Raw genomic sequence first — 22,161 nt, 5'->3', positions numbered from 1 at the left:
CTTATCATTAATTATTTTGATACAGGACCAATAAAACGGCTTTCGGTGACTTTTTCTACTGGATAATTTGGGTCCAATGACTCCACTTTAAAGAAAATCGTGTTGCGTTGTTCTTCCAGTGCAGTAGGAGGGACCTGAATAGAGAAAGGTACAGAGCGTACTTCACCAGCATTGGCAGTCACAGTCTTCCGGCCAATCATCGTCATGTTGTCCAATCCGCTTACGGAAATTTCAAAGCGGTGTGAAGCTTGGTCCATATTAATGACCTTCACCGTATAGATGTTCTCGATCATGCCGCTAGGTGTCTCGTTGAAAAGCCTATTTCGGTCTCGAATTACATCTAATCCCAGTGCTTCACGGTCACTGGCAAAAAACATGAATGCCGAAATAACAACCACCATACACATGGCATAACCAATGGCCTTAGGGCGCATGATATGTGACGTTTCACCTTCTAAACGCCGCTCAGTGGTGTAGCTGACCAAACCACGTTCATACCCCATCTTGTCCATTATCGAATCACAAGCATCAACACATAATGCGCATCCTATACATTGGTACTGCAATCCATCACGAATATCTATCCCAGCAGGGCAGACATGGACACAAAGGTTACAATCTATGCAATCACCTAAACCTTGAGCTTTATGGTCAGCAGAACGTTTTCTAGGTCCACGTGCTTCACCGCGGTTGTAGTCATAGGAAATGACCATGGTATCAGGGTCAAACATCACGGCTTGGAAGCGCGCGTAAGGGCACATGTAGGTACACACTTGCTCCCTCATCCAGCCAGCAAAAAGGTAGGTGGCGCCTGTAAAAAAGGCTACCCAAAAATATGCCCAAAAGTGTGCATTAAAGGTAAATAAATCGATTAGCAATTCACGGATAGGAGTGAAGTAGCCAACGAATGTTAATCCCGTTAACCAACCGAACAAGAGCCACAGGCTGTGTTTATTGAATTTCTTGACGAATTTACTTTTCGACATAGACGCTTTATCAAGCTTCATGCGAGCGTTGCGCGACCCTTCGGTTTTTTCCTCAATCCACATGAACACCATGGTCCAAACGGTTTGCGGGCAGGTGTAACCACACCACACTCTGCCGAACAGGGTGGTGACAAAAAATAAGCCGAAGGCGCAAATGATAAGTATCCAGGCTAATAAGAAAAAGTCTTGAGGAAAAAATGTCACACCAAAGATGTGAAATTGTCGGGCTGGAAGATCAAATAATACACCCTGTCGTTCGTGCCAATTAACCCAAGGGGTTAAAAAATACCCGAGCATTAACACCCATAGTGCACGGGTTCGAATTTTTTGGAAAAATCCTGAAATTGCACGAGTGTATATTTTCTTGCGCTTCTCATATAGGTCGAATTCGATGACTTCTGACTCGACTTGTTGAACGGGGATTTTGTCGCTCACGGTGCTTTCCTTAACCTTAATATAGGCTGCTTAAGTACTAACTAATATTACAATTTTTGATAAAAAAAGGGTGTGCCTTTCGGTCACACCCTGTTGACTCACATCAGAGATTTACTGATTAGATAGGCTATAAACATAGCCTGCAACCACATGAGATTTATCCTTGCCTAGGATGCCTTCCCATGCAGGCATCTGCCCATTACGTCCGTTGCGAATAGTTTGCATAATTTGCTGTTCGCTACCACCGTAAAGCCAAATGTTGTCGGTTAGGTTAGGCGCACCAAACAGGTGGTTGCCTTTACCTTCGGCTCCATGACAAGCAATACAGTTTGTGTTGTATAGCTGCTGACCTTTTGTGGCAGAAGCTGCGTCCGCTTCACGGCCACTCATGCTTATCACATATTGAGTCACATTATGAACGCCTTCTTCGCCAAGCATAGCGCCCCACGCAGGCATGGCTGCAATACGACCGTTTAGAATCGTTTGCGAAATGGCTGCTGCATCACCGCCATACAACCAGTCTTTGTCCGTTAGGTTAGGGAAGCCGTAGCTACCTGTCGCCGCTGAACCATGACACTGAGCACAGTTGTTAGCGAATAAACGCTGGCCAATACGCATGGCTTGGTCATTTTTTGCTAATTCCTCAATGGGTGTTTGAGAAAACTGAGCAAACATAGGTCCAAACTCTGCTTCAGCTTTAGCGACTTCGCGTTCGTAGGCTGATTCTTGAGTCCAGCCTAGTACGCCTTTGAAGTTACCAAGGCCTGGGTACAGGGTTAGATAACCAAGAGCGAAAATAACGGTCAGTACAAACATCCAATACCACCAGCGTGGGAGAGGGTTGTCGTACTCTTCAATGCCATCAAATTCATGGCCTACTGTTTGGGTGGTTTCAGAGTTGAAGCGTTGACCTTTACGTACAATGCTTAACAGTACAAAACTACCCAGAATTGAGCCAAGTGAGATCACTATGATCCAACCGCTCCAAAAAGATGTTAATTCATTCATTTGGTATTCTTCTCCACGGATGACTCGCGTTGAATATCACTTACATCGTCATCGTCTGCAAAGGGGAGATTAGCGGCTTCTTCGAAGCCCTTTTTGCGTCCTTTGCTAAACGTCCAAGCAAAAATTGCGATGAACGCGACAAATGCAATGGGCGTTGCAAGTGCTCTAAGCGTATTTATGTCCATGACGTTGCCCTATCGTTCGATTACAGTGCCAAGTTGCTGTAGGTAAGCAACTAAGGCATCAATTTCACGTTTGCCACGTACGTCAGTTTTTGCGCTAGCAATTTGCTCGTCCGTGTACGGAACACCGACCATTCGCAGAGCTGACATTTTGTTCGCAGTGTCGTTACCATCAATCTTGTTTTCAAATAGCCACGGGAAACCTGGCATATTTGATTCGGGTACCACATCACGAGGGTTGTACATGTGTGCACGGTGCCATTCATCGCTGTAGCGCTGACCAACACGTGCTAGGTCGGGACCAGTACGTTTTGAGCCCCAAAGAAATGGGTGATCGTAGACAGATTCACCAGCAACGCTGTATGGTCCGTAACGTTCAGTTTCTGCACGGAAAGGACGAATCATTTGCGTGTGGCAGCTTAGGCAACCCTCACGCTGATAGATATCACGACCTTCAAGCTCAAGCGCAGTGAGAGGTTTAAGATTCTCAACTGGTTGAGTTGTCTGTTTCATAAAGAATAGAGGGATGATCTCTACCAAAGCACCGAAGCTAATTGCTACGACGATTAGGATGATCATGAGCCCCATATTTTTTTCAATTACTTCATGGCGCATGTTTTAACCCTCTATGCTGCTTGAGTATCGGCTTGGAAGTTTGCTGCTTCGTTGCCTTTAGCTTGGCGAAGAGTCATCCAAGTGTTGTAAGACATTAGCAACATACCTAGTAGGAAGATGGCGCCCCCTAGGACACGGACGAACCAGCCAGGATAGCTTGCATCTACTGCTTCTACGAAGCTGTAAGTGAGAGAGCCATCGTTGTTAAATGCGCGCCACATTAGACCTTGCATGATACCGTTCACCCACATAGAAGCGATGTACAATACCGTACCAATCGTTGCTAACCAGAAGTGAACATTGATCAAGCGAGTTGAGAACATAGCGCCTGGTTTTAGGCCAAGAACAGCTGGTAGTAGATGATAAACGGCACCGATACTTACCATGGCAACCCAGCCCAGTGCACCAGCATGCACGTGACCAACGGTCCAGTCTGTGTAGTGAGACAAGGCGTTGACAGTCTTGATTGACATCATTGGACCTTCGAAAGTCGACATGCCGTAGAAAGATAATGATACGACAAGGAAACGAAGAATTGGATCATGGCGCAATTTGTGCCAAGCGCCGGAAAGCGTCATAACACCGTTGATCATACCACCCCAAGATGGCGCGAGTAGGATCAATGACATCACCATACCTAAACTTTGTGTCCAGTTAGGCAAAGCTGTGTAGTGAAGGTGGTGAGGTCCAGCCCAAATGTATAACGAGATCAATGCCCAAAAGTGAACGATTGATAGACGGTATGAGAAGACAGGGCGACCAGCTTGTTTTGGCACGAAGTAGTACATCATACCTAGGAAGCCCGCTGTTAGGAAAAAGCCTACGGCGTTGTGTCCGTACCACCACTGAACCATGGCGTCCGCTGCACCTGAGTATACAGAGTAAGACTTCATCGCACTGACCGGTACAACAGCACTGTTGCCTATGTGTAATACGGCAACGGTGATGATAAATGCACCATAGAACCAGTTGGCAACGTAAATATGCTTCATCTTGCGTTTGGCAATGGTACCAAAGAAGTTGATAGCGTAAGCCACCCAAACTAATGTGATCAGAATATCGATTGGCCATTCTAACTCAGCGTACTCTTTGGTTTGTGTGTAACCAAGTGGTAGCGTAATGGCTGCGGCGACAATAATGATTTGCCACCCCCAGAATGTGAAGCCAGACAATACGTCTGAAAATAGCCTCGCCTGTGTCGTACGTTGCACGACATAGTATGAGGTAGCAAATAATGCAGAGCCACCAAATCCAAAGATGACTGCGTTAGTGTGAAGTGGGCGTAAACGTCCAAAATGTAGGTAAGGTATGTTAGCAAGTAGGTCTGGCCATACCAATTGTGACGCAATTAATACGCCGATAGCCATGCCTACTACGCCCCATACCACCGTCATAATGGTGAATGCGCGCACCACTCGATAGTTGTATGTTGGGTGATCAAAAGCTGTGCTCATAGTTTCTTCCACAAACCACGTTGAGTGATAGACCTGATTAAACGAGAATGCTGTTTTTGTGCGAGGTTGACTGTATGCTGCGTCTCTAGGAGTTGTAGCAGTTGGGTTTTCCCTCACAATCCAACAGCGGTAAACTAGCGAAATGATTCTAAGTCTTTTCACATTTCAAAGAACAGGAGCGCCGTTTGCTTTGTGGGCATTCCTTGTCACAGAGCAACGTTTTCAGTCGATATGTCTAATGTTTATTTATTACATGGCGCCGGTGCGGGTCATGGGAGCGCCTTTTTACAAGCTTTTAAGCGTGAGTTAGAAGTCCTTTTAAACACCTCGGTAATCCCTATAACAATGGCTTATATGCAGGAAATCGAGAAAACAGGAAAGAAGCGACCGCCACCTCGTTTACCTAAATTAGTGACCGAAGTAGGTGATACTATTGATAAAGAGGCACCAGTGGTTTTAATTGGTAAATCCATGGGGAGCCGGATTATTGCCGAGTTGTGTCAAAGCCATAATGTAAAGGCTTGCGTCGCCCTAGGTTTTCCATTTTACCCAGCGAAGAAAGAAGATAAGCATCGACTAGAAAATCTTCAGAGTTCTGATGCTGTTCCTTACTTAGTGTGTCAAGGAACACGGGATAGCTTGGGGGCAATCGATTGGGTGGCAAGACAGACTTTACCTAATAATGTGAATCTGCATTGGATTGAGGGGGCGGATCACGATTTTAATGTATTAAAGCGTTATAATCGGTCACAAGATTTGGTAATTAAAGAATTAGCAAAGGTTTCAGTAGATTTTATTGTAAGCCAAGAGACTAATTCATAAGGAGTTATAGTGATTGACCACCAACACGAGTTGGATACCCAAGGGTTATACTGCCCAGAACCTGTGATGATGCTGCACGGGGTTGTCAGAAAAATGAAGCCTGGCGAAGTCGTAAAGATTACTGCTACGGACCCTTCAACAGAACGAGATATTCCTAAGTTCTGTAATTTTCTCGGGCATCCTCTTTTAGCCTCTGAACAAGATGGCGAGTTGTATTTTTATTGGGTACAAAAAAAGGTCAGCAAATAAAGCTGACCTTTTTCTTGATCAAGAGCTTAGCGAAAGAGGGCGTTAATCACGCCACTCGCAGACGTTTACTGTTCGCGTACTCGTGTTCCAAAATATCATTCAGTTTGGCGAAGCTTGTAGATGTTGCCACATCAATGTTTAACTTTAATTGTCGAACAATATCGTTCGCTGATACTAAACCGCGGATAGACATATCGATTTCATCGACCACTAATAAATGCTGGTAAGTATTGTGCTTCTGGCTGACGATTAACGATTCAATATCGCTGTTACTAAGTGATTTATAAGATACCGCAAGGATGTCTTCTTTGGAGCGCATCAAGTCAATCGCAAGCAGTTCGCTTCGAACATAACCTTCAGCGACGTGTTTAACGAACGCTTCATCAGATAGGTCTTCTAAACTGACAACGCCTAAGAAGTGGTTTTGACTGTCGACGACCAGTTTCATTCTGACGTGTTCTTTTTTCATGATATCAACCAACACATCTGCACGAACGGTAGGCTCTATTAGACGCGGACTGGCTGTTTTAAAGTCGGTAAAAACACGAAGAGCTGATGTGTAAAGGCCTACATTCTCTTCAATGTTTGGCCAAGTCAAGTCGTTAATATCTTTCGTAGTGGTGTACGTAAGTGTTTTCATAAGGTGTCACCTCGATCATTTTTTAAGAATTAAAGTAAAAGCTTTTCTAGAAAAATGATGTCGAAGGTGGTGCGCGGCCAAGAAATGGCCTGACTTTATCAAGTGGTAGCGCTGATTGTTCTACAAATAACTGATCTTGAGATGCAATATCTGAGCGGTTATGGGAAGCCGGAAGTAGTGCGTGGTCAAAGTCAGGAGAAGTTTCTGCGGAAGGAAGCTCAAAAGACGTTTCAAGAAGTGCGCCTTTGACAAGTACTTCTTTCTGACCTTCATCCATCGCTTTGATATTAATGCTGAAAAGCACTAATAACGGCACGATCAATGTTGTCAGTAAAAAGCGAATCATGTGGCTTTCCTCAAAAGTTCATACTGACCAGAATAGCCCGAAAAAGTAAAAAATGACAATGGTCAATTTTTATTTTGCTTGATTGATCAAATTTATTTCATTATCTGTTTGGAATGCTTTAGAAGTAGCCTTTTTTGTTCAAAAAAATCGCAAAAAAGTCATGTCTTTAGGCTGGTTTTAATGTTTATTCAGATATAATGGCATTACCATACCATCACACGATAAAGGCTTAATCTAAGCATCATGGAACCGCATTCACTTGCTCAGCTGTTTGAACCGATCAATGTCATAACTTTAATTGTTTTTTTTGGTTGCTGGTGGGGGTATGCATTTTATGCACTCTATAACTCCAAGCGTCGAACTTGCTTGGTAAGCGTACTTCATCAATTCCGTCTGGCTTGGATGTCTCGACTTTTGCGACGAGATAATCGGATCGCCGATGCCTCAGTCATGGCTAACCTTGAACGTAGTAGTTTGTTTTTTGCTTCCAGTAGTTTGTTAATTATCGCGGGCCTTTTTACAGCCTTTAGCTATTCTGAACAGGCGATGGGCATTATTAATGACTTTTATTTTCTGGAACCCATGAGCCAAACAGAGTGGGAGCTGAAAATCATCGTTTTGGTTCTGATATTTGTCTATGCGTTTTTCACGTTTACTTGGTCAGTGCGTCAGTACAATTTTTGTTCGGTTTTGGTTGGCAGTGCGCCATTGGCAACCGAACGAGGCATTGAAGAAAGTGAGCGTGAGTTGTACGCCATGCACATGGCAAAAGTTTGTAGTTTAGCTGCGAACCAATTTAACTATGGGCTTAGAGCTTATTACTTTGCTATGGCTTTCTCCGCTTGGTTCTTAGGGCCTTATTTTTGTATGGCCACGAGCCTGATGATCGTTGCAGTCCTTTATCGCCGAGAGTTTCGTTCTAAAACCTTTAAAACCTTAAGTCGTGGACTCGTCATTAAATCCCATGCTTCCTAATTTTCCAAAACAAGTGTCAGATGATAATCCACCGGTAAACCGAACGGTGAAGGTGGATGATCGCTTATACAGCTATTTGATCAACCACTCTGTTAATGAGCACCAAGTTCTTGAAGCCTTACGCCGTGAAACGGCTCAATATCATATGGCACGTATGGCGCTTTCTCCTGAAGTCGGGCAGTTTTTAGGCCTGCTCATTGCAATGCAGAACCCTAAAAAGGTTTTGGAGGTTGGCGTGTTCACAGGCTACAGCACCATTTCGATGGGCCTAAAACTTGCGAAAGATGCGAAACTACTGGCCTTTGATAAAAAACAAATGTGGCTCGATATAGCGAATAAGCACATCGAAATGGCAGGTCTCTCTGAACAAGTGGAAACTCACTGCTGTGACGCAAAAATATCCATGGAAGAATTGTTAAAAGACCAAAAGGGGACTTTTGACTTTATCTTTGTTGATGCTGACAAAGCCAATTTACTGGCTTACTACGACATGGGAAAGCAGTTGCTACGCCAAGGTGGCTGTATGGTGATTGATAATACCCTGTGGTGGGGCAATGTAGCGGATGAGTCATTTGATGACAAAGATACGCGCATCGTACGTGAATTAAATGACCGCGTTCATCAAGACCAAGAAGTCGATTCTAGCCTGCTTCCTATCGGCGATGGTTTTACAATTATTCATAAACGCTAATTTTTGCCTTGAATTATTTTTCCATGCCTCCATATCGTTAAACATCATAAAGTTAAGCGCGTTTGCGCGTGTGTTGTAACGAAGGAGCATGGAGAAACATGACAACTGAAACTCAAAAAGAAACCTTAGGATTTCAAACTGAAGTAAAACAACTGCTTCATTTAATGATCCACTCTTTGTATTCAAACAAAGAAATCTTTCTACGCGAGTTGATCTCTAACGCATCAGACGCTGTAGACAAACTACGTTTCGAGGCAGTATCTAACGCAGATCTATTGTCAGACGATCCAAATCTACGTGTACGCATTGGCTTTGACGCAGATGCTGGCACGATCACTATCGATGACAACGGTATCGGTATGAATCGCGATGAAGCGATCTCAAACCTAGGTACGATTGCAAAATCAGGCACCGCTCAGTTCCTAGAGCAGCTAAGTGGTGATCAGAAGAAAGATAGCCAGTTGATTGGTCAGTTTGGTGTAGGTTTCTACTCTGCGTTTATCGTAGCCGACAAAGTTACTGTTGAAACGCGTCGTGCTGGCAGCGACGAAGCAATTCGTTGGGAGTCAGAAGGCACCGGCGAATTTACAATCGAAGCGATCGATAAAGCTTCTCGTGGTACAAGCATTACTCTACATCTTAAAGAAGATGGTAAAGAGTTTGCAGATAACTGGCGTTTGCGTTCACTGGTGTCAAAATACTCAGACCACATTTCGATTCCAGTTGAAATGCTTAAAGTACCAATGCCTGAGTACGATGAAGAGGGCAATGTCAAAGAAACAAGTGAGACGGAACCAACTTGGGAAGCGGTTAACTCAGCCAAAGCACTTTGGACGCGTCCTCGCAACGAAGTTAGTGACGAAGAATACAAAGAATTCTACAAGCATGTTTCGCATGATTTCCAAGAGCCACTAAAGTGGTCGCACAATAAGGTTGAAGGTAAGCTCGAATACACAAGCCTACTGTACATTCCATCTAAAGCGCCGCAAGACCTTTGGAACCGCGATATGTTGCGTGGTTTGAAGCTATATGTTCAGCGCGTCTTCATTATGGACGATGCGGAAGCCTTCCTGCCTCCATACATGCGTTTCGTAAAAGGGGTGATTGACTCAAATGATCTGTCTTTGAACGTTTCCCGTGAGATTCTTCAAAACGATAACGCAGTTGATTCGATGCGCTCTGCGCTAACGAAACGTGTGCTAGACATGCTTTCGAAAATGGCGAAAAACGATGCGGAAACTTACCAGAAGTTCTGGGATGAGTTCGGTAACGTGCTTAAAGAAGGTCCAGCAGATGACTTTGGTAACAAAGATAAGATTGCTGAACTATTACGCTTTAGTACAACCCATACAGACAATGCCGCGCAAACTGAGTCTCTAAAAGACTATGTAGAGCGTATGGCTGAAGGCCAAGACAAGATCTACTACATCTACGCTGAGAATCACAACACAGCGAAAAACAGCCCGCATCTAGAAGTGCTTCGTAAGAAGGGCTATGAAGTATTGCTACTAAGTGATCGCATTGATGAATGGATGATGTCTTCACTGCGTGAATTCGATGGTAAGTCTTTCCAAGATGTCACCAAAGGCAAGCTAGACATTGAAGTAGAAGAATCTGAAGAGCAGAAAAAAGAGAAAGAGCAGAAGGCTGAGCAAATCAAGCCATTGCTAGATCGTATGAAGTCTGTTCTTGAGGAAAAAGTGACTTCAGTGAACAGCACAGACCGTTTAACAAACTCACCAGCATGTCTAGTGGTCGGGGAGTTTGATATGGGTCTACAGATGCGTCGTTTGTTGGAGCAAGCAGGTCAACAACTGCCAGAATCTAAGCCATCATTAGAAGTGAACCCTGATCACCCAATCGTTCAGAAGATGGATGCAGAGGCAGATGAAGATCGCTTTGCAGACATGGCTTGGCTTCTATACGAACAAGCAACGCTAGCAGAAGGCGGTCAATTGGATGACCCTGCGACGTTTGTTTCTCGTATGAATAAGCTGATTGTTCAAATGTCGAACTAATCAGATCTGTTCAGAGAGCCCAAGCTTAATGCTTGGGCTTTTTTTTGGGCACTGTAACAAGACAAGGAGGTCTTATGAAATGGTGTAGCGCTACTTGGTTATTTGTGTTTATTACGTCGGCTAATGCTCAGGAGGTGCAGCTGGCTACCCAATATGATGGTGAGAATGTACAAGACTATCTAGTGAGTGAAAAACTGGATGGTATACGAGGCATCTGGGATGGCGAAGTTTTACGAACTCGTCAAGGGCAAAAGATTAATCCACCCGACTGGTTTGTGTCAGGTTGGCCAAAAGTGTGGTTAGACGGTGAATTGTGGGCGGGAAGAAATAAATTCGGCACTGTTCAAAATACAGTGCTAGATACCATTCCAAATCATGAGCAATGGCGAGAGATCCGCTACATGGTGTTTGATGCGCCAGATAATTTCTCAACGTTTGAGCAAAGGGTAAAACGTTATCAAGCATTGGTGAGTGATGCGGGGAACGCTTATATTCAAGCAGTCGATCAATTCACTGTTGATTCAGCTGAGCAACTCTACGACCAGTTGGACACCATGGTGGCGTTGGGGGCTGAAGGTCTTATGTTGCATAGAAAAACAGCGCTTTTTCGTTCAGGGCGATCTGATGCACTGCTGAAAGTGAAAAAGTACCAAGATGCAGAAGCCAAAGTGGTTGACCATGTGCCGGGGCAGGGGAAATATTATGGTCAGCTTGGTGCACTGTTGGTTGAGTTAGCTGATGGCAAACGTTTTAAAATTGGTACTGGTTTTTCAGATCAAGAGCGCGCACAGCCACCAGAAATCGGTGTATTTATTACGTTTCGTTACCAAGGTCTTACGTCTACTGGCTTGCCTCGTTTTGCAAGCTACCAGCGGATAAGACAAGGTCCTTTTGAATTTAGAGTTCCTCAATAGTATGACTGATGTTTATTGTTTGCCTGGCACTATGTGCGATGAGAGGCTTTGGCAGTGGATTAAGCCACTACTTCACTCCTCTATACAGCTTCATCCGATTGTTTTGCCTGTAGAAGAGAGCTTAGAGAAAATGGTGGAGGGAGTATTAAGACTCCTTCCTCCTGAGCCATCGCACTTAATTGGCTTTTCATTAGGGGGTTATTTGCTAACAGAGATCGCCAGAGTTGAACCTAATAGGATTAAGTCTGCGATGCTGATGTCTAATGTGGGGAACCGTCTTCCTGACGTGGAAAAGGCACAGCGCCAACAAGCGTTAGATTGGGTGCTAAAAGTGGGCTATAACGGATTGCCAATGAAGAAGGCCAGGCAAATGCTTTGGTCTGAACACCCAAACCAAGATGAACTGCTGGACACAATCATCGCCATGGACAGTGTTTTAGGGGAGAAAGTACTGATCGCTCAGCTAAAGGCAACACTCGAGCGTCGAGATAATTTTGAAGCGATTTCAATGTCGCAAGCTAAATGGCTAGTATTGGCTGGATTTGCGGATCAATTTGTCACGGGAGAACGGCTTAAGCAGCTGTCTGAATTGAAGCAGGTAGATGTCAATGTGGTGGCTCAAAGCGGACATATGCTTCCGCTTGAGCAGCCAAAGTGGGTGGCTAACAAAATCAATGGTTTTTTTTGTTAGTCTGCGCAGAAAAGATCGTGAAGGGTTTGGATTAACTCTTTTACTCTCGGGTCTGCAATCGAGTAAAAGATCGTTTGAGAGTCTCGTCGAGTTGTGACGAGGCCATCTTTACGTAACACAGCAAGGTGTTGCGATAGCGCTGATTGGCTAAGCAAAACACGCTCATTTAAGGTGCCTACCGATAGTTCGTCTTGTAACAGGTTACATAGAATAATGAGACGGTTTTCATTACTGAGTGCTTTCAGGAAAACCGACGCTTCACTGGCACGCGCAAGCATGTCTTTAATTTCAATTTCAGTCTGTTGCATGGTGTGTTCGTTATGTTGTTATTGGGATAGATGCGAATGAGTATTGGTTTTATAACAAATACTCATTCTAAAATAAATAATCCACATCCACTGTGGATAAGACTGGGGGTATTGAACGTAAAAATCAAGCCAGAATAGTCTTCATCTTGTTCCATAAGGTGTGGTTAAAAAATAGCCTTTAAAGAAAGCGAAAATTCAGCCCAAATCGGTGCATGGTCGGATGGCTTTTCTAAACCGCGTATTTGATAGTCGATGCCTGTTGCTACAAGTCGCTTCATTAATGGCTCTGTTGCCAGTACACCATCAATGCGTAGGCCTCTCTTTGGCGCATCATCAAAACCTTTTGAACGATAATCAAACCAGCTAAACAACGAGTTATCGGTTGGGTTTTGATGGCGATAGGTGTCGACAAGTCCCCAATCTAGCAGCTTGTCAAACCACTCTCGTTCTTCTGGCAAAAAGCTACATTTTCCCGTTCTCAGCCAACGCTTCGCATTTTGCTCGCCAATACCAATATCTAGATCTTGTGCCGAAATATTAAAGTCCCCCATGACAACGATCTGTTCATCTGCAGAGTGTTGCGCCAGATAATTCATAAGGTCTTGGTAGAACTTTCGCTTCGCAGGGAACTTCGTCTCGTGATCTCTATTTTCACCCTGTGGGAAATAGCCATTGATCACTTTTAATGGCCCGGACTCTGTGTCAAAAGTGGCGATGATCATACGGCGTTGGGCGTCTTCATCATCAGTAGGGAATCCATATTCCACTTTTGTGGCAGGCTGCTTACTAAAAATAGCGACGCCGTAGTGCGACTTTTGACCAAAGTGATACGCGTGGTAGCCAACGGATTCAGGAATTTCGTGGGGAAATGCTTCATCATGAACTTTGATTTCTTGCAGGCCAATGATATCTGGCTGCTGTGTGGCTACGAGCGCCTCAATCTGATGCGGGCGAGCGCGCAATCCGTTGATGTTGAAGGATACTACTTTCATGATAATTCATTCCTGACCAAAACATTAATTTTTGGAATAGTTACAGATAAAAGTCGTATTGACAATAATATCTTTCTCTTGCATGGGTGTTGATAGGTGTGTAGCCATTGAAATAGATGGCTTTAACCCAATTGTTTAAGAATACGTTTCCTGACAAAGGTTTTTACAATGGAATATCAGTACGACTTATTTGTGATTGGTGCCGGTTCTGGTGGTGTGCGTGCGAGTCGCGTGGCGGCTTCTAAAGGCTTTAAAGTGGGCGTTGCAGAAGCTCAAGCTTTGGGTGGTACTTGTGTCAACATTGGCTGTGTTCCGAAGAAATTATTCGTTTATGGTTCAGAATTTAGCCATGTTACAGAGCAGGCAAAAGGTTATGGTTGGAGCTTTGAGAAGCCTACTTTCGATTGGGCAACCTTGCGTGATAACAAAACCAAAGAGATCGAGCGCCTGAATGGGATTTATAAAAATTTGCTGGAAAATCCTGGCGTAACGATTCATCAGGGTTATGGTGAGCTTGTCGATGCGCATACCGTCAAAGTCGGAGAAGAGCTGATAACAGCTGAACGAATTTTGATTGCTGTTGGTGCGAAGCCATTTGTACCTGAGTTTTCTGGCAATGACCTTGTTCTTGTTTCCGATGACATGTTTTTCCTTGAAAAACTGCCAAAGTCCATTTTAGTGGTGGGAGGCGGCTATATTGCGGTTGAGTTTGCTGGTATCTGTAATGGTTTAGGCGTTGAAACAACGCTGATGTATCGTGGTGACAAATTGTTGCGTGGCTTCGATGAAGATGTTCGTGACTTTGCTTCAAATGAATACGCTCGAGCAGGTGTCAATGTTGAATTAAACAGTGATGTTGAAAAGATCGAAGCAAAAGATGGCCAGAAACAGGTGACTCTAAAAGACGGCCGTATCCTGATGTTTGATGAAGTGCTTTATGCAACGGGACGTATTCCCAATACAAGCTCGTTAAACTTAGATGCAGTAGGGATAGAAACAGCCAAAAATGGTGCCATCATTGTTAATGATCGTTACCAAAGCTCAGTGGATTCTGTGTATGCCATTGGGGATGTAACGGATCGAGTTCAACTTACCCCTGTTGCGATTAAAGAAGCAATGGCGTTGATTGGATATTGGTTTGATGGGATTGAGCCAAATTTTGATTACGATAATATCCCGACGGCAGTTTTCTCTCAGCCTCCTATTGGCACCGTAGGTTTATCTGAACAGGAAGCGGATAAGAGGGGTTACGATATTGATGTATACCAGACGGATTTTCGTGCAATGAAGCACACGCTTTCGGGTGCTCAAGAGCGTACCTTTATGAAGCTGGTGGTTGATCGCAGCACGGATAAAGTTCTAGGTGCGCATATGATCGGTGATTATGCCGGTGAAATTATTCAAGGCTTAGGCATTGCTATTAAGGCAGGGGCCACCAAAGCGCATTTTGACAGCACCGTCGGCGTTCACCCTACCAGTGCAGAAGAGTTTGTTACCTTTTCGGCTGGGTCGTTGAAAAAACGATAGGCACGACATAAAGTCTATAAGCCGCTTAGTGCTCTATTAAGCGGCTTATTTATTTGGAGAAGTAGAAGTATGAATCAATGGTTGGAGTCTTTAGCGCCACAAGCGGTATGGCGACAATTTCGTATACTGTGTGACATTCCACGTCCATCCTTTCATGAGAAGGCATTACGCGATTATTTATTTAACTGGGCGCAAACGCTTGGTTTAACACCTTATATCGACACTGCTGGTAATTTGATTATTTATAAAGCTGCGACAGTTGGCATGGAAGACCGCGAAACAGTGGTACTTCAAGGGCATCTGGATATGGTGGCGCAGAAAGAATCAGACTCTGATCATAACTTCGAAACGGATCCTATACATACCTACGAAAAAGAGGGTTGGGTCCACGCTAAGGGCACAACATTAGGCGCTGACAATGGCATCGGTGTGGCAGCTATCTTGGCTGTACTAGAAAGCCAAGAAATTGCCCATGGACCAATAGAAGCCGTTTTTACCATTGAAGAAGAAACCAGTTTACGTGGTGCTGCGCAATTAGAAGAGGGCATTCTAAAAGGTAAGCGAATGCTTAACTTGGATTCTGAGGATCGTGGCGACGTATACATCGGTTGTGCTGGTGGGATCGATATTAACGTCAGCCACCGTTTCGCTTCAGAAGTGAATCATCAGTTTGATACGGCATTTAAAGTCACCATCTCTGGTCTTAAAGGTGGTCACTCTGGTTTGGATATCAATAAGGGCTTGGCGAATGCCAATGTTTTGCTAGTGCGTTTGTTGAATAGTCTTGGAGCAGAGCTGGATTACGGCTTATCAGAGCTAAATGGTGGCACCCTTCGTAATGCCATCGCACGAGATGCATTTGCTGTGCTACAGGTGCAATCTTCCGATCGAAGCAAGTTGCAGACTTGGTTTTCTGAGCAAGCTCAAATGATTCAGAGTGAGTTTGCAGACACGGATCCAAATCTGGCTATTTCTCTACAGCCGACAAACACGGCGGCGCACTTGCCTGCTTCTGTACAGAATCAATTGATTCAAGCCATGTTGTGTGCTCCAAATGGCGTTCATCGTATGTCGCCAACATTACAAGGGGTTGTCGAAACCTCATGCAACTTTGGGGTGATTCGTTTGCATGAAGAAAATGACTCTATGAGTTTTTCTGGATGCTTATTAGTTCGTTCTTTAGTAGACAGTCAGACTGAATACTTGGCAAATGTTGCGAAAGCGCCGTTTGCTCTGATCGGCTGTGAAGTATTGTTGGAAAATGGCTACCCAGGCTGGAAGCCAGAGCCGGAGTCAACTTTGCTGAAACAATTTGATGCAGTTCACCAGGAAGTCATGGGCTTTACGCCAACCGTTAAAGTGATTCACGCTGGACTGGAATGTGGCATTATCGGTGCAAAGTACCCAGGTATGGAAATGGTTTCCTTTGGCCCAAACATACGAGGCGCGCATTCTCCATCTGAGCGTATGGAAATCAGCTCAGTGGGCGAATTCTGGGATATATTGGTTGCGCTATTAGCTAAGACCCCGAAAACTGATGCCGCATGAGTAGAGGCTGTCGCATTAACCTAGACGGGCATGAGTACATTGTGCCCGAAGAGGAGAACTTGTTATCTGCATTGTTACAGCGCGGGGCAATGGTTTCTCATAGTTGCCTTGCGGGTGCTTGCGGCAGCTGTCGGTTATACCCATTGGTTGGTGATTCTATCTTGAGCTGCCAGCAGACGGTTCAAGATGATATGTCTTTATCATCAAAGCCAAGCCAGCGATTTACTATTGCGCTAGAGGATGTTTCCTGTGAAGTTTTATCTGATCATTGGGGTAAAGTAAAAGCGCATTGCCCTGTTAGCCTCCCCTTGGGGGCTGTGTTCCGATGGCAGCTTGGCGATCATATTGGCCGTTCTGTGTGTTGTAGCACCGCAGGCGAAGCGCTTGCTTTTTATTTTCCGTTAGCGTTTCAAGAGCGTCTGTCAGAGTTGTTGATTGAACAAGGCGCACAGCGGGCGACGATCGATATATCCGCGACTCACTTGCTTTTGTATTCTGCGGACAATCGAGCTCTAGCGCAGAACTTTGCTGATGCGCTACAGCAATATGGTGTTAGCCACTCTCCAATGCTTGAGGCCATTGATCTTTCATTACCTTCTAAGACATTAGCATTTCAATGTTTCGATAAGGCTTTAATTCTTAATGATCAGCCTGTTTCACAAGACTCCCTAGAAGACTGGTTAGCGACGAGTCGCTGCCGTGTTGCAGACTTCACCTTTATGACGCATTCAAATTAATGAAAATTCTACATACTTCAGACTGGCACTTAGGCCAAAATTTCATGGGTAAAAGCCGACTGGAAGAGCACCGTTTGTTTATCGATTGGTTAGCGAGTACTGTCACGGAGCATGACATAGAAGCCGTTATTATTGCGGGAGACATCTTCGATACATCCACTCCACCGAGTTATGCCCGTGAGCTGTACCATGAATGTGTGTTGCGGCTGCATGCCTTAAAATGCGTGCTAATCGTGGTCGCTGGTAATCATGATTCTGTGAGTGTGCTCAATGAAAGCAAAAATCTATTGGCGACGTTAGATACATATGTGGTGACGCAGCCCGCTTGGCAAAATGGCTTTGAAGCCATCATAGAATTAAAAGATGGTTCTGGGAATGTGAGCGCTTTGGTATGTGCCATCCCATTCCTGCGGGCTCGTGATATGGTCCGTTACGAAGCCGGACAGTCGGGCACAGATAAAAGCTTTCAATTAGCGGATCAAATACAGCAGTACTACCAGCAGCAATATGATTTGGCTAAATCTATGAATGATGAGGTGCCCATTATTGGAACGGGCCACTTAACCATGGTGGGAGGTGAAAAGACCGAATCGGTTCGGGATATCTACGTTGGTAGTTTGGAGTCGCTATCACCAAGCTTGTTGCCAGCTTTTGATTATTTAGCGCTTGGTCATATTCATAAACCTATGCTCGTTGGAGGAAACTCCAACTGGCGGTATTCCGGTTCTCCAATGCCGATGAGTTTTGATGAGGCGAACAGCCCAAAATCTGTTTGTATCTACGATACGCAATCGAACACTGTTGAGCGAATTGCCATTCCGGTATTTAGAAAGCTTATACAAATGTCTGGTAAGCGATCCGATCTACTAAAGCAAATTGAAACATTGGAAGATACTGAGGGCCTTTCCGTTTGGCTGGATATCACAGTTAACGAAGACATCAATTTGGGACCATTTCAGGAAAAGCTAGCGGAGCTTTGTGATGGTCGTCCGATAGACATCGTCAAAGTGCAGCGGACTCGCAAAGCGGCCACATTGTTCGATGGTGACGGCGAAACTGCGACCCTTGAGGACATTACACCAATGGAGGTGTTTGAGCGTTTGCTTACGGAAAAAGACGTTGAGTCAAGTCGAGCGAGTACATTGAAAAGTTTGTTTAGCCAAATCATCAATGAGCAGGAGGACAAGGCATGAAGATCTGTTCGTTACGATTTGAGAACCTCAACTCTTTGAAGGGAAAGTGGTTTATTGATTTCGAGTCTGAGCCTTTCAAGGATGCGGGTATTTTTGCAATCACTGGGCCTACTGGTGCAGGGAAATCCACATTATTGGATGCCATATGTTTGGCGCTTTATCACCAAACACCTCGTGTGAATATTTCTCAGTCAGCAAACGATGTGATGACTCGCCACACAGGCTTCTGTTCGGCGGAAGTGGTGTTTGAAGTGAAGGGTAAGCGTTATGTTTCGAGTTGGGAGCAGAAACGTGCCCGAAACAAGGCTGATGGAAATCTGCAGCCTGTTCAATGTGGTTTGTCATTGGCCGATGGCACAGTTCTAGCGGATAAGATTGCCCACAAGCTCAGCCAAATATCAGACATTACTGGTTTGGATTTTGCGCGTTTTACCCGCTCAATGATGTTGGCTCAAGGTGGTTTTGCGGCGTTTCTTAACGCCAGAACCGATGAACGCGCGGAGTTACTAGAAGAGCTAACGGGGACAGAGGTATACGCGGACATTTCTCGACGCGTGTTTGACAAACATCGAGATCAGAAAGCCCAGATTAAAGAGCTAGAAGCTGTCCAAGCAAGTCATAAGCTAATGGATGAAAGCGAATGGGTCGCGTTACAGCAGAAAAAACAAGCTATAGCGGAACAGGAAGGATTACTGCAAGGTAATGTTGCTAATCTGGAGCAGGTCAGTGACTGGTATCGAGAGTGTTCACGCCTAGAACAGAAATTAGCTCAGCAAAAGTTAGATGTTGAGCAGGCTGGTGAGCAACTTATCGTGCTGGCGCCAGAAAAAGAGCGTTTAGCCCGAGCTGTTTTGGCTCGAAAAATCGAACCTGACTTTAACGCTCTTGAAAAAGGTTTGGCTAATGAACAAGCGCTGAACGAAGTTAAAAATCACCTCGTACAGGCCTTGGATAGTGTTCAGTTAAAGCTGACGGATTCAGAGCAAAAGCTAGCAATGTCTCAAGTGATGTTACAGCAGCAGAAGGCTGCGCAGGAGCTATTTGAGCAAGAAGCTGAATCCACATGGTTGCCATTAGAGTCAGAGTTGGCTCAGCTTGCCCGCGACAAAGCCACTGCTCAGCAACGCTATATTACTAAGCAAGATGAACAAGTGCGACTTGAGCAGCAATACAAGCATCACTTGGAGCAGAAACAGCAAGCTGAGCAAAATATAAATGCTCAACATGTCTACCTATCTTGTTGGCATGATGGGGAAAAGGCCTTGTCGCTATTGGAGAAATGGCGATTAGAGTCACATAGATCTTCATCCTTGCAACAACAGCAGCAATCGCTCAAAGAAAACTTGACCAGAATAGAAGCGGATCAGAAGGCTTTAACGCAACAGTTGGAAAGTAATGCGGCTTCACTTCTTGAGACTGAGCAGCGCAAGCAAGCACTGTTAACCTCCGAGGCGGATGCCAAAGCAGAAATCGACCGGTTGATACAAGGTAAGCCGTATGAGCAGTGGCTGGAAGAATTAGAAAAGCTAGACCAGGAAGTCATCACGACTCAACAATGGTTAACTGCGACAGAGCATTACCAGAGCCTCGATAAGCAGTTGCAAAACCATCTTATTGCTCGCCAGACGCTTTTGGATCAGCAGCGTGTAGTGCAAACCTCTCTTGCGGCCGATGAAGAAAAATTAATGGCGCTCTCGCAGCAGGTAGAAGATATTGAGCAGCGCCTCCAGTTGCAACAGCGCATTAGCATTTTGGAGAAGGAACGCCAATTGCTTGAGTCAGGTTGTCCTTGTCCTTTATGCGGCAGTGCGGAGCATGATTTATCTGCCGTGGAACCTCAGTCCCAAGATGAAGCTTTATTGCAACGTTTAGAGCAGTGCCAGACATCGTATTCGAGTATGGCTTCTGCACAACAAGCGCAACATACTGAGTTAGCTCGTTTAGCTGGTCGGATTGAAACATTAGATCAAGCGATCAGCGATGTAGAGTTGTCTATCGAAAGTCACTGTAATGACTATGAAGGCTTGGCTGCGGTATCTAGCGACATGGAAAGCTTGAGAGATCAAGTCTTAGAATTACAGGCGAAACAACAGCATTACAAGAATGCTAATAAATACTATCAAACGGTCGAACGTCAGCATCGTCAGTTACTGGAATCACTGGGTGCAATTGACCATGAATTGGCTCAGCAGCAATATCAAAATCAAAACATCGAACAGCAACGAGTACAACTAACGGATAAGAAAGCGGAGCTTGAAGCATTGTTGCTGGAGGTTGCAACAGATTACGAAAAATTAATTCAGGGGCTGTATCAAGAGATAGCGCCTCTAATTGTTGAAAGTGCGTTGCTTGAATCTCTGCCGCAAATATCAACCATCGAGCAATCACTTGAATCATGGCATCGCGCGCAGCAGCAGGTGCAAGCGCTTAATCAGGTTGTTTCAGAAAGTGACTGGCATTTACAGCAAATCAGTCAGCAGTCGTCAGTGATCCAGGCGCAGCTTGAAAGTGAGCAGGAGCAGCTTAATACTCTGAATCGCTACTATGAGCAGCTTAATGAAAAATATACCACTGGATTAATGGGGCTGACTGTCAGTCAGAAGCGCGCATCCATTAGTGAACAAGTGGAACAGGCTCGATTAGAAAAAGACAATGCAAGTTCTCTGGTTGCTACCAATCAACTTGATTTGAAAGAGCATTCAGCGCGCTTAGCGCAAACTGATAGCCAACTTCAAACAATGGTTTCTGATAATGCCGCATTGAAGTCTAGTTGGCTGACACGCTTGAGTGAACATGGCTTTGATAGTCAAGCGCGGTGGCAGCAAACATTAATGAGTCAAATGGAGCAAGACTCATTGGCTAATCGAATAAAAGAAGCTGAAATGTTTGCTCAACGGTGTAAGACATTGCAGATACAGACAAAAGAAGAACTTAAGCTCCATAAATTGAAACAAACGACATTACCTGAGGTGGCATCGTACAAGGATGAAGAGGCGCTCAATGAGTTGCTTGATCAAGCAAAAAAAGCCCATCAATCAGTCTTAGTGGAGCTTGGGCAGCTGGCTGAACGCATTCAGTCAGAACAGCAAAAGCGGCTGTCTAGTGAAACCATGTTGCAGCGAATCGCAAGTGAAAAGGCTGCATTCGAGTGGCTAGACGACTTAAATGGGTTGATCGGGTCTTCGGATGGCGCGCGTTTTCGTCGTTATGCCCAAAGTGTTACATTGGATCATTTAGTTTGGTTGGCTAATCGTCACTTATCGACATTGCATGGACGTTATCAACTGCAGCGTCAAAAAGGCGAAGGGTTGTTTCTTGAAGTTATTGATGGATGGCAAGGGGATATTTCCCGCGATACCAAAACACTGTCTGGTGGTGAGTCATTTTTGGTCAGCTTAGCGCTTGCTGTTTCATTGTCTGAGTTGGTAAGCCATAAGACATCAATCGATTCACTCTTTTTGGATGAAGGTTTTGGCACGCTGGACAGTGAAACATTAGATATTGCGTTGGATGCACTTGATCGATTGAACAGTACCGGTAAAACAATTGGTGTTATAAGTCATGTGGAAGCCTTAAAAGAGCGGATTCCAGTGCAGCTTAGTGTCCGTAAACATTCAGGTTTGGGGGTTTCGACCTTAGCCAGCTGTTTTCGAGATTAGCTTGTTAAGCGATATAACTTTTCCCCAGAAAGAGTGGCAAAACCTTGTAAATAAGTAGTAAAAGTTTAATAAAATCAGTGTGTTGTCATTTTGTTTTAAAACACACACAAGTGTATTATTAATATAAATTAATAGCTGAGTTGAGATTTGTTTTCAGAGAATAGCTTCAAT

The 22,161-nt window shown here is 44.6% G+C and carries 21 protein-coding genes; 12 read left to right on the top strand and 9 right to left on the bottom strand.

All coding sequences use genetic code 11. From position 1 onward, the window contains the following. Positions 1-11: 11 nt before the first annotated feature. The 5 genes from ccoG to ccoN form a co-directional block, all read right to left on the bottom strand. The gene (gene ccoG, locus ACXAC1_RS18855) at positions 12-1,421 is read right to left on the bottom strand and encodes a cytochrome c oxidase accessory protein CcoG (protein ID WP_475063525.1); all 1,410 of its coding nucleotides are present in this window, start codon (positions 1,419-1,421) and stop codon (positions 12-14) included. 111 nt (positions 1,422-1,532) lie between these two features. Then, complete coding sequence (gene ccoP, locus ACXAC1_RS18850; protein WP_475063524.1) at positions 1,533-2,429, bottom strand: cytochrome-c oxidase, cbb3-type subunit III; 897 nt, start codon at positions 2,427-2,429, stop codon at positions 1,533-1,535. Further along, a complete protein-coding gene (locus ACXAC1_RS18845) occupies positions 2,426-2,614 on the bottom strand; it encodes a cbb3-type cytochrome oxidase subunit 3 (protein WP_133559962.1) in 189 nt (62 codons plus the stop codon). Before ACXAC1_RS18845 ends, ccoP begins: the two co-directional genes overlap by 4 nt. 9 nt (positions 2,615-2,623) lie before the next feature. Continuing rightward, entirely contained in the window at positions 2,624-3,226 is a 603-nt protein-coding gene (gene ccoO, locus ACXAC1_RS18840) for a cytochrome-c oxidase, cbb3-type subunit II (protein ID WP_133559961.1), read from the bottom strand. Positions 3,227-3,237: 11 nt separating this feature from the next. Next, on the bottom strand, positions 3,238-4,680 hold the full coding sequence (ccoN, locus tag ACXAC1_RS18835; protein WP_475063522.1) for a cytochrome-c oxidase, cbb3-type subunit I: 1,443 nt from the start codon (positions 4,678-4,680) through the stop codon (positions 3,238-3,240). A gap of 231 nt (positions 4,681-4,911) precedes the next feature. Between ccoN and ACXAC1_RS18830 the strand changes: the two genes are divergently transcribed. Then, positions 4,912-5,502: an alpha/beta family hydrolase gene (locus tag ACXAC1_RS18830; RefSeq protein WP_475063521.1), complete on the top strand. Its 591-nt coding sequence runs from the start codon at positions 4,912-4,914 to the stop codon at positions 5,500-5,502. A 12-nt stretch (positions 5,503-5,514) separates the two neighbouring features. Then, positions 5,515-5,751 carry a sulfurtransferase TusA gene (gene tusA, locus ACXAC1_RS18825; RefSeq protein WP_475063863.1) on the top strand — a complete coding sequence of 79 codons (237 nt, stop codon included), beginning with the start codon at positions 5,515-5,517 and terminating at the stop codon, positions 5,749-5,751. Between the two features lie 46 nt (positions 5,752-5,797). On the opposite strand, the gene ACXAC1_RS18820 is transcribed toward tusA, so the two are convergent. Both ACXAC1_RS18820 and ACXAC1_RS18815 read right to left on the bottom strand, forming a co-directional pair. Then, positions 5,798-6,391 carry a CBS domain-containing protein gene (locus ACXAC1_RS18820; protein WP_475063520.1) on the bottom strand — a complete coding sequence of 198 codons (594 nt, stop codon included), beginning with the start codon at positions 6,389-6,391 and terminating at the stop codon, positions 5,798-5,800. Between the two features lie 46 nt (positions 6,392-6,437). Next, complete coding sequence (locus ACXAC1_RS18815; RefSeq protein ID WP_475063518.1) at positions 6,438-6,737, bottom strand: hypothetical protein; 300 nt, start codon at positions 6,735-6,737, stop codon at positions 6,438-6,440. 243 nt (positions 6,738-6,980) lie between these two features. Between ACXAC1_RS18815 and ACXAC1_RS18810 the strand changes: the two genes are divergently transcribed. The 5 genes from ACXAC1_RS18810 to ACXAC1_RS18790 all read left to right on the top strand — a co-directional run bounded on the left by ACXAC1_RS18810 (position 6,981) and on the right by ACXAC1_RS18790 (position 12,026). Next, positions 6,981-7,712 (top strand): DUF599 domain-containing protein, encoded by a 732-nt coding sequence (locus tag ACXAC1_RS18810; protein ID WP_475063516.1) that lies wholly within the window; start codon positions 6,981-6,983, stop codon positions 7,710-7,712. Next, complete coding sequence (locus tag ACXAC1_RS18805) at positions 7,681-8,403, top strand: O-methyltransferase (protein WP_475063514.1); 723 nt, start codon at positions 7,681-7,683, stop codon at positions 8,401-8,403. The genes ACXAC1_RS18810 and ACXAC1_RS18805 overlap by 32 nt, the downstream gene beginning before the upstream one ends. A gap of 98 nt (positions 8,404-8,501) precedes the next feature. Then, positions 8,502-10,421: a molecular chaperone HtpG gene (gene htpG, locus ACXAC1_RS18800; RefSeq protein ID WP_475063513.1), complete on the top strand. Its 1,920-nt coding sequence runs from the start codon at positions 8,502-8,504 to the stop codon at positions 10,419-10,421. Positions 10,422-10,495: 74 nt separating this feature from the next. Beyond that, complete coding sequence (locus tag ACXAC1_RS18795; RefSeq protein ID WP_475063511.1) at positions 10,496-11,335, top strand: DNA ligase; 840 nt, start codon at positions 10,496-10,498, stop codon at positions 11,333-11,335. A 1-nt stretch (position 11,336) separates the two neighbouring features. Continuing rightward, positions 11,337-12,026 carry an alpha/beta fold hydrolase gene (locus ACXAC1_RS18790; protein WP_475063510.1) on the top strand — a complete coding sequence of 230 codons (690 nt, stop codon included), beginning with the start codon at positions 11,337-11,339 and terminating at the stop codon, positions 12,024-12,026. Here the strand turns inward: ACXAC1_RS18790 and ACXAC1_RS18785 are convergent. Next, entirely contained in the window at positions 12,023-12,334 is a 312-nt protein-coding gene (locus ACXAC1_RS18785) for an ArsR/SmtB family transcription factor (RefSeq protein WP_475063509.1), read from the bottom strand. The genes ACXAC1_RS18790 and ACXAC1_RS18785 overlap by 4 nt on opposite strands. A 164-nt stretch (positions 12,335-12,498) precedes the next feature. Next, a complete protein-coding gene (xthA, locus tag ACXAC1_RS18780; protein ID WP_475063507.1) occupies positions 12,499-13,326 on the bottom strand; it encodes an exodeoxyribonuclease III in 828 nt (275 codons plus the stop codon). A gap of 168 nt (positions 13,327-13,494) precedes the next feature. Between xthA and gorA the strand changes: the two genes are divergently transcribed. The 5 genes from gorA to ACXAC1_RS18755 all read left to right on the top strand — a co-directional run bounded on the left by gorA (position 13,495) and on the right by ACXAC1_RS18755 (position 21,990). Next, positions 13,495-14,853, top strand: a complete 1,359-nt coding sequence (gorA, locus tag ACXAC1_RS18775; RefSeq protein ID WP_475063506.1) for a glutathione-disulfide reductase — start codon at positions 13,495-13,497, stop codon at positions 14,851-14,853. 69 nt (positions 14,854-14,922) lie between these two features. Continuing rightward, the gene (locus ACXAC1_RS18770; protein WP_475063504.1) at positions 14,923-16,401 is read left to right on the top strand and encodes an aminoacyl-histidine dipeptidase; all 1,479 of its coding nucleotides are present in this window, start codon (positions 14,923-14,925) and stop codon (positions 16,399-16,401) included. Continuing rightward, positions 16,398-17,138: a 2Fe-2S iron-sulfur cluster binding domain-containing protein gene (locus ACXAC1_RS18765; RefSeq protein WP_475063502.1), complete on the top strand. Its 741-nt coding sequence runs from the start codon at positions 16,398-16,400 to the stop codon at positions 17,136-17,138. Before ACXAC1_RS18770 ends, ACXAC1_RS18765 begins: the two co-directional genes overlap by 4 nt. Then, positions 17,138-18,331 (top strand): exonuclease SbcCD subunit D C-terminal domain-containing protein, encoded by a 1,194-nt coding sequence (locus ACXAC1_RS18760; protein WP_475063500.1) that lies wholly within the window; start codon positions 17,138-17,140, stop codon positions 18,329-18,331. Before ACXAC1_RS18765 ends, ACXAC1_RS18760 begins: the two co-directional genes overlap by 1 nt. Then, entirely contained in the window at positions 18,328-21,990 is a 3,663-nt protein-coding gene (locus tag ACXAC1_RS18755) for an AAA family ATPase (RefSeq protein ID WP_475063498.1), read from the top strand. Before ACXAC1_RS18760 ends, ACXAC1_RS18755 begins: the two co-directional genes overlap by 4 nt. Positions 21,991-22,161: the final 171 nt, after the last annotated feature.

The organism is Marinomonas sp. AWM4_232 (assembly GCF_056158325.1).
This window is presented reverse-complemented; position numbering and strand designations above follow the sequence as displayed.